The 1,336-nt window shown below is 71.3% G+C and carries 1 protein-coding gene; it reads left to right on the top strand.

Annotated elements, in window-relative coordinates:
* Positions 1 to 174 precede the first annotated feature (174 nt).
* Positions 175 to 1,188, top strand: a complete 1,014-nt coding sequence (locus tag AXW62_RS03090) for a LacI family DNA-binding transcriptional regulator (protein WP_060943123.1) — start codon at positions 175 to 177, stop codon at positions 1,186 to 1,188.
* Positions 1,189 to 1,336: the final 148 nt, after the last annotated feature.

Genomic DNA, 1,336 nt, shown 5'->3' with positions numbered 1-1,336 from the left:
TCCGCGCCCGCCGTCGCCGCAGCGTGTGCGCCGCCGTCCGATTGCAACGATGCAGAGATGATGCGTCGCCTTTTGCAACGATGCAATACCTGGGTAACATTCGATTGCTGCGCAGCGGAGCAGCCCTGCCGGAGAACTCCGGCAGACGGAACACCAGCAGAGAGAGGTCCCTGGATGGCCGGCGCAACCCTCCGCGACGTCGCCAGGCGCGCGGGAGTCTCCATCCGCACGGTGTCCAACGTGGTCAACGCTTCTGTGCCGGTTTCCGAGGAACTGCGGACCCGGGTCGAGGCGGCGCTGGAAGAGCTCGACTACCGGCCGAACCTGGTCGCCCGCAACCTGCGGCGCGGCCGCACCGGCATGCTCGCCCTCGTCGTGCCGGAGCTCGACGTCCCCTACTTCGCCGAACTCGCCCGTGAGGTCATCACCGCGGCCCGCGCGCACGGATACGTCGTCATGCTCGACCAGACCGACGGTGACGGGGAGCGGGAGCGGGAGCTGCTCGGCCGTGGGTCACGGGCCACCATGTTCGACGGACTGCTGCTGAGCCCGCTGGCCATCTCGGCGGACGAACTGCGCACGCGCGCCAACCGCGTGCCCGTCGTGCTGCTCGGCGAACACATCTTCAACGGCGACTTCCACCACGTGGCCATCGACAACGTCGCCGCTGCCCGCGAGGCCACCGAGCACCTCGTCGCCATGGGCTGCCGGCGTATCGCCGCCATCGGCGACCAGCCGTACAGCACCGGCGAGACCGCCCAACTGCGCACCGTCGGTTACCGCCAGGCCCTGGAGCAGGCCGGGCTGCCCGTCGACGACAGCCTCATTGTCTCCACACCGCGCTTCCACCGCCGTCTCGGTGCCCAGGCCATGCGCCGGCTCCTCGCCCTGCCCGAGCCGCCCGACGCCGTCTTCTGCTACAACGACCTCCTCGCCCTCGGCGCCATGCGCGAACTCACCAAGGCGGGAGTACGGGTGCCCGAGGACATCGCCGTGGTCGGTGTCGACGGTATCCAGGAAGGCGAGTACAGCTCGCCGACACTCACCACCATCGCCCCCGACAAAGCGCATATCGCGCGCACCGCGGTCGGCACGCTCGTCTCCGTCATCGAGGGCACGGCACCGCCGCCGGCCGACTCCAGAGCGCCGTACCGGCTGGTGGTGAGGGACAGCAGCAGAAGGGCCTGACGCGCCGTCGCGCGGAGCGTGCCGGATGAGCGGTGCGGCGTTCACCACCGCGCCGATGCGTGACGGCCGCGCCCGCCGCTCAGACCTCCCGCGCGGGCGCGCCGGGGGCGCGGCTGCGCGGCGGACGAGGCCGGCGGCCCGCTCGGGG

The organism is Streptomyces hygroscopicus subsp. hygroscopicus, assembly GCF_001553455.1.
In the GTDB taxonomy this organism is placed as follows: domain Bacteria; phylum Actinomycetota; class Actinomycetes; order Streptomycetales; family Streptomycetaceae; genus Streptomyces; species Streptomyces hygroscopicus.
The sequence above is the reverse complement of the archived record's forward strand: the minus strand, read 5'-3'. Positions and strand labels throughout refer to the sequence as shown.